At 67.2% G+C, this 5,161-nt stretch carries 7 protein-coding genes; all 7 read right to left on the bottom strand.

What is annotated here, in order from left to right:
* The coding region (locus tag RYL44_RS09920; RefSeq protein ID WP_314975885.1) for an FAD-binding protein at positions 1 to 305 on the bottom strand (305 nt) is incomplete at its 3' end.
* Between the two features lie 16 nt (positions 306 to 321).
* Positions 322 to 1,035 carry a succinate dehydrogenase cytochrome b subunit gene (locus RYL44_RS09915; protein ID WP_314975884.1) on the bottom strand — a complete coding sequence of 238 codons (714 nt, stop codon included), beginning with the start codon at positions 1,033 to 1,035 and terminating at the stop codon, positions 322 to 324.
* 205 nt (positions 1,036 to 1,240) lie between these two features.
* Positions 1,241 to 1,717: a ribosomal protein S18-alanine N-acetyltransferase gene (rimI, locus tag RYL44_RS09910; protein ID WP_314975883.1), complete on the bottom strand. Its 477-nt coding sequence runs from the start codon at positions 1,715 to 1,717 to the stop codon at positions 1,241 to 1,243.
* Positions 1,714 to 2,409 (bottom strand): tRNA (adenosine(37)-N6)-threonylcarbamoyltransferase complex dimerization subunit type 1 TsaB, encoded by a 696-nt coding sequence (tsaB, locus tag RYL44_RS09905; RefSeq protein ID WP_314975882.1) that lies wholly within the window; start codon positions 2,407 to 2,409, stop codon positions 1,714 to 1,716. Before tsaB ends, rimI begins: the two co-directional genes overlap by 4 nt.
* A gap of 9 nt (positions 2,410 to 2,418) precedes the next feature.
* Complete coding sequence (gene tsaE, locus RYL44_RS09900; protein WP_314975881.1) at positions 2,419 to 3,051, bottom strand: tRNA (adenosine(37)-N6)-threonylcarbamoyltransferase complex ATPase subunit type 1 TsaE; 633 nt, start codon at positions 3,049 to 3,051, stop codon at positions 2,419 to 2,421.
* Entirely contained in the window at positions 3,044 to 4,318 is a 1,275-nt protein-coding gene (gene alr, locus RYL44_RS09895; protein ID WP_314975880.1) for an alanine racemase, read from the bottom strand. The genes tsaE and alr overlap by 8 nt, the downstream gene beginning before the upstream one ends.
* An 82-nt stretch (positions 4,319 to 4,400) precedes the next feature.
* Positions 4,401 to 5,161 (bottom strand): ADP-dependent NAD(P)H-hydrate dehydratase (locus tag RYL44_RS09890; RefSeq protein ID WP_314975879.1); only part of this gene is annotated, 761 nt, incomplete at its 5' end.

The raw sequence follows: 5,161 nt of genomic DNA, 5'->3' as shown, positions 1-5,161 counted from the left end.
CGGTAGTTCTTCGCGGCGTTGATACCACCCTGCGCGGCAATGGAGTGCGCGCGGCGGGCGGAGTCCTGGTAGAAGAAACAGTCGACGTTGTAACCCATTTCGCCCAGCGATGCGGCTGCTGCGCCGCCTGCCAGGCCGGAGCCGACGATAATGACGCGCAGCTTACGGCGGTTAGCGGGGTTAACCAGGGCGGCTTCGAACTGGCGGCGCGCCCAGCGCTGCGCGATCGGGACGTCGTGGGAAGCCTTGGTGTCCGCGATCTTGTCGCCTTCACGGTAGAGGCCGTGGATGAGTGTGTCGGTCATGATTGCGTGCCCTTCCTCAGTGGATCAAGCCGGTGACGATGGCGACGGGCGGGGCCATGAACATCACGAAGATGACCAGACCGACCAGGCCCGAGAGGAGAACCAGCGGCTTACGGGTCGCGGAACGCACCCAACCGAGCGACTGGAACATGGACCAGAAGCCGTGGGAGACGTGGATGCAGGCGCAGCCAACGAACACGGCGTAGAGGATCACGAGGACCGGCGACTGGAAAGAGTGGATCATGCGATCGTAGGGCGTGGTGACGTCAGCGCCGAAGTTCGCGATCTTCGCGGGCAGGCTCACGGTGGTGAAGTGAGCGATGTGGAAGATCAGCACCAGCAGGATGATGATGCCGCTCATGCGCATGGTGCGCGCAGCGTAGGAATCCGTGACGGACTTCTTCACAACGTAGCGGGTGGAGCGAGCGCGACGGGAGCGCCTCCACGTGTAGGCGGCAGCCCACAGGTGGATGATGAGCATCAGCGCCATGGCGGCGCGGAAGACCCAGATGAATCCGCCGTGCGGGAAGATCGGCACGAAAGCCTCTTCATGCAGCCAGTGCGCGTAGTCGTTGTAGACCTGCGCGCCCAGGAACATCTTGAGGTTGCCGTAGGAGTGGAACAGCAAGAAGAAAACGAAGACGAAGCCCGAGACGGCCATCAGCTGCTTCATAAAGACGCTGGTGGTCCACGCGCGGCGCTTCTTCGTTGCGACATTTTGAGTGGCCATGTTTGAAAGCATATCGGCGTGGTCAGCGCCGGTTGTAGGACTATCGCACGAGGCCTGGCAAAGCACGCGTTGACACCGTGTCATTTTCCGCTATTTCCCGCGGTTTATGCCCCCTCCCACGAACCTTCACGCGTCGAAAATAACCCCTGTTTAACGCTGCCGATACTGAGCTTTCGATAGCCGAATAATGTGATGCGGACGGTTCCTATTTGGTGACGGCCCCTGCGCCCGGTCCGGGCAGGGATGCGCGCATTTCGAGGGCATCCTCGACAGGGTTGCGGAAGTAGCGCGGCCTGCGCCCAATGTTGGTGAATCCACGTGACTTGTAAAGAGCGATGGCTCCTTCGTTCGAGGGGCGCACGTCCAGGAAAACATCGACGGCCCCGGCCTTACTCGCCCACGCGAGAAGGACATCAAGGATGGCGGCGCCGACGCCTTGTCCGCGCGCGCACTCGCGCACGCCGATCGTCATCACGTCCGCTTGGTCCGCGCCAACTTTCACGCCGCCGTACCCGATGGGAACCCCGGCCTCGTCGGTCGCGATCCAGTAGCGTGAGGCAGGCGAGGAGAGTTCCTCGGCGATCATGATGGGAGTCCAGGGGTCCTCAGGGAAGACCTCGGCTTCCAAGGCAGCGAAGAGATCGCGGTCGCGAAGATCGGCGACGCGCAGCTGGCTGATCATAGGCGCGCGGCGGGCTGGCCCTGAATGTCGGGCCGACGCAGGTAGAGAGGGTCGGTTCGCAGGCGGTCCCCCTGACCGTGGGCCAGCCGCGTGGCAACGAGGCGGCTCATGACGGCAGGATCGAGTTCCACCTGGGGGCCGAGGTCAGCGCGGGCAAGAGCGGAAGATGAGTGGACGGGGATGGGGGCGCCTGCGACGACGAGGCCGGGGGCACCCCGCATGGAACTGAGCAGGGAGGAGACAGCCCCGACTTCAAGTCGTCCCTCTAGGGTGACATCGTCGGGGCCGGCTGCCACATAGGAACCCCAGTAGAGTTCGCGGCGGCGCGCGTCGGCGATCGCGTAGACGCGGGTCTCGGGGGCCAGCACGTCCAGGCCTTGGCGGGCGATGACATCCAGCGAGCAGACCCCGTATGCGGGAACGTCGGCGACGCGGGCGAGAACGCGGGCTGAGACGAGGCCAGCGCGCAGTCCTGTGAAGGGGGCTGGACCGGTGCCCACGAGCACGCGGTCAATCCCCGCGTTGGCCGGGGTAGGAGGAAGTCCCGCGTTTTCCAGTGCTGCACGCACGAGCGGAGTGATGGATTCGGCGTGGCGTCGCCCGGAGTCGTTGCGGGCGCGACCGACGACACGACCCTCATCGATGATGGCGACGACGGTTGCGGCTTGGGTGTCCAGGGCTATCTCTCGCACGCTGAAATCCTACTCGCCGCGGGTACGCTCGTCGCTGTCAGGGGCGGGCGCGGCTGGATCAGTATCCGACGAGGCCACCTGGGCCTCGTCAATGCGCGTTCCCCCGTGGGCGGCGACGAGCGCGTCGAGGACGCCGTCCCAACGGTGTCCGTGCGCGCGCAGGATGATGCGGCGGTGCCCGTCGTCCATGTGCTCCAGGTCGATGACGTTCCCGACGCGCGTGGCCTGTCCGCCGCTCGCGCGCCGCACCTCGATGACCAGGCGGTCCGCGCTCATGGCTTCGGTTTTGCCGTCTCCCCATTCGACGACGGTGACGGACTCGTCGAGGGAGGAGTCAAGGTCGAGGGTCTCCAGGTCGTTCAGGTCTGTGATGCGGTAGGCGTCCGCGTGGATCAGGTCGGGGCCGCCACACTGGGACGGGTGGACGCGGGCGACGATGAAGGTCGGGGAAGCGACGCGGCCGCGCACGCCCATGCCGACGCCGATGCCCTGCGTGAGGGTGGTTTTACCGGCTCCGAGTCCGCCCGACAGCATGACGAGGTCTCCGGCGGCCAGGATACGCCCGAGGTCCTCGCCGAGTGCGCGCGTCTGGTCGGCGTCGGAGGTGTCGACGGCGTAGGTGACAAGGGGCTGATCATTCATGAGCCGCGCCCCCGTCGGTGCTGTCGGCCCTATCGACGTAGACGCGGGGTATGTGTGCGCCCAGGCGGGTGACGATTTCGTAGTTGATGGTGGTTGCGGCGCGCGCCCAATCGTCGGCCAGCGGATCGCCGTCGTGTCCGGTACCAAAGAGGACAGCGAGGTCACCGACGGTCGCGGGCGCGTCCCCGCTGCATGCGGTGGGGGTTCCCGCATCGCCGCCTGCCGGGCCGAGGTCGATGATGAACTGATCCATGCATACGCGTCCGATGAGGGGCGCGTCGAGGGGGCCGGAGGCGGTGTGGACGGTAACGCGCGCGCGGTTGGAGGCGGCGCGCAGGATGCCGTCGCCGTAGCCGAGGGGAACGAGGCCGACCCAGCGGCGCGCGGGCGCCACCCAGGTCCCGCCGTACGAGGCCGGGGTCCCCTCTTCGATGACTTTGACGGAGGTGAGGGGGGCACTCAGGGTAAGTGCGGGGACCAGACCCAGGTCGGCGGCGGAGGAGACGGCGGGGTCGGGGCTGAGGCCGTACAGGCCGATGCCGGCGCGGACCATGTCGTAGTGGGTCTCGGGGTGCCAGAGGATCCCGGAAGTCGCTCCAAGGTGACGGATGCGCGGCGTGACGCCCGCGTCGGCGAGGATCGCCAGACCTTGTTCGAAGATACGCACGTGGTTCGCGGTCGAGGCGTTGCCCGCCTCGCTGGGGTCATCGGCGCGCGACATGTGGCTCCACGCGCCGACGACGTCGACGAGGCCTTCGTCGGCCGCCATGCGCAGGGCCGAGGCCAGGGCGGGCAGGTCTGCCAGGGGCGAACCCGCGCGTGACATCCCAGTGTCAATCTTGACGTGCACGCGCGCGGGGCGACCCACCTGCCGGGCTGCGGCGCAAATGTCGGCGAGGACCCAGGTCCAGGACACAGACACGTCGATGTCGGCGTCGATGGCCGCGGCGAAGTCTGAGGAGGAGGTGGAGATCCACGCGAGGATGGGCGCATTAGCGCGGGCGACCCCGGCCTCGTCCAGGCCTTCGCGCAGCGTGAAGGCTTCGGCCAGCTGGGCGACCCCCAGCCAGTCGGCGCCGCCTTCCAGGGCCGCGAGCGCGACGGGGAGCAGGCCGTGCCCGTAGGCGTTGGCCTTGACGGTCGCGAGCTGGAGCGCGCCGGGGGCGGCGGCTCTCAGGACGCTCAGGTTGTGCCGAATGGCCGTCAGGTCGACGACCGCTTTGGACGGGTAGTCCCGTCCCTGACCGTGTTCGTTCGTGGAAGTCACTCCCCTAGTATCTCACGCGCACCCCTCCCCGCCGCTTGGCCGGTCCACGGATGCGGTGCGCTCAGCCCCGTGACCGCCCATCTCAGAACCCTGGTATGGCGAAGACCTCCGGGATCGCGTCGGCAATGTCGCGCGCCTGGATGGGGGCACGACCGTCGTACCGGTCGGCAGCCATCGTCGCCGCTCTTCCATGGATCCATACGGCTGTGGCCAGTCGCTCGGGCGTGACAGCCTGCGCCTTCCCGTCGGGTCCGGGCAGCGCCCCCTCGTCTCTGACCGGGCGCGCCAGGATGCCGGCGGTCAGGCCAGCCAGGACGTCGCCGCTGCCGGCAACCCCCGCCCACGACGTGGTGGTCGGCGCGACCACCGTGGAGTCGCGGCGGACGACGTTTTGTTCCATGCTGTCCAGGTCGGGGAAGCCCGACTCCGGGTCGATGAAGCTCGCCAACAGCGCCTGGTCACGGAGCATGTCCGCGTATTCGAAGGAACGAACGACCGTGATGGGACCCTTGAGGACGATGTGGCATCCCGTGGCCTCGTGGAGGAGGTTCGCGTAGCGGAGTGGGTCCGCTGATACGTCTTCTCTGGCGGTCGGCGCGCCCAGACTGGTGAGCAGGCGCGCGGCCTCCCCATGGTGTGGCGTGAGGACCGTCACTTCAGGGTTGATGACGTCAGCAAGATCGGGGACCAGGTCGAGGGCCCACGCATCGATAACGAGCGGCATCCCACAATGGCCACAGAATTGAGCCAGTTCGAGAGCATCCTCACGGCGGTCTTCATCCAAACCAGGGCCGATGAGGGCCGCCTGGATGCGCCCGCCCACCATGACGACGCCCGGCTCGG

It is taken from the genome of Actinomyces bouchesdurhonensis, from assembly GCF_963540955.1.
In the GTDB taxonomy this organism is placed as follows: Bacteria; Actinomycetota; Actinomycetes; order Actinomycetales; family Actinomycetaceae; genus Pauljensenia; species Pauljensenia bouchesdurhonensis.
Note: the sequence above shows the minus strand (reverse complement) of the source record. Positions and strands in the feature narration are given on the sequence as shown.

Coding starts and splice junctions, on each gene's coding strand:
- RYL44_RS09915 (WP_314975884.1), bottom strand. CDS start 1,035: ATGGCCACTCAAAATGTCGCAACGAAGAAGCGCCGCGCGTGGACCACC.
- rimI (WP_314975883.1), bottom strand. CDS start 1,717: ATGATCAGCCAGCTGCGCGTCGCCGATCTTCGCGACCGCGATCTCTTC.
- tsaE (WP_314975881.1), bottom strand. CDS start 3,051: ATGAATGATCAGCCCCTTGTCACCTACGCCGTCGACACCTCCGACGCC.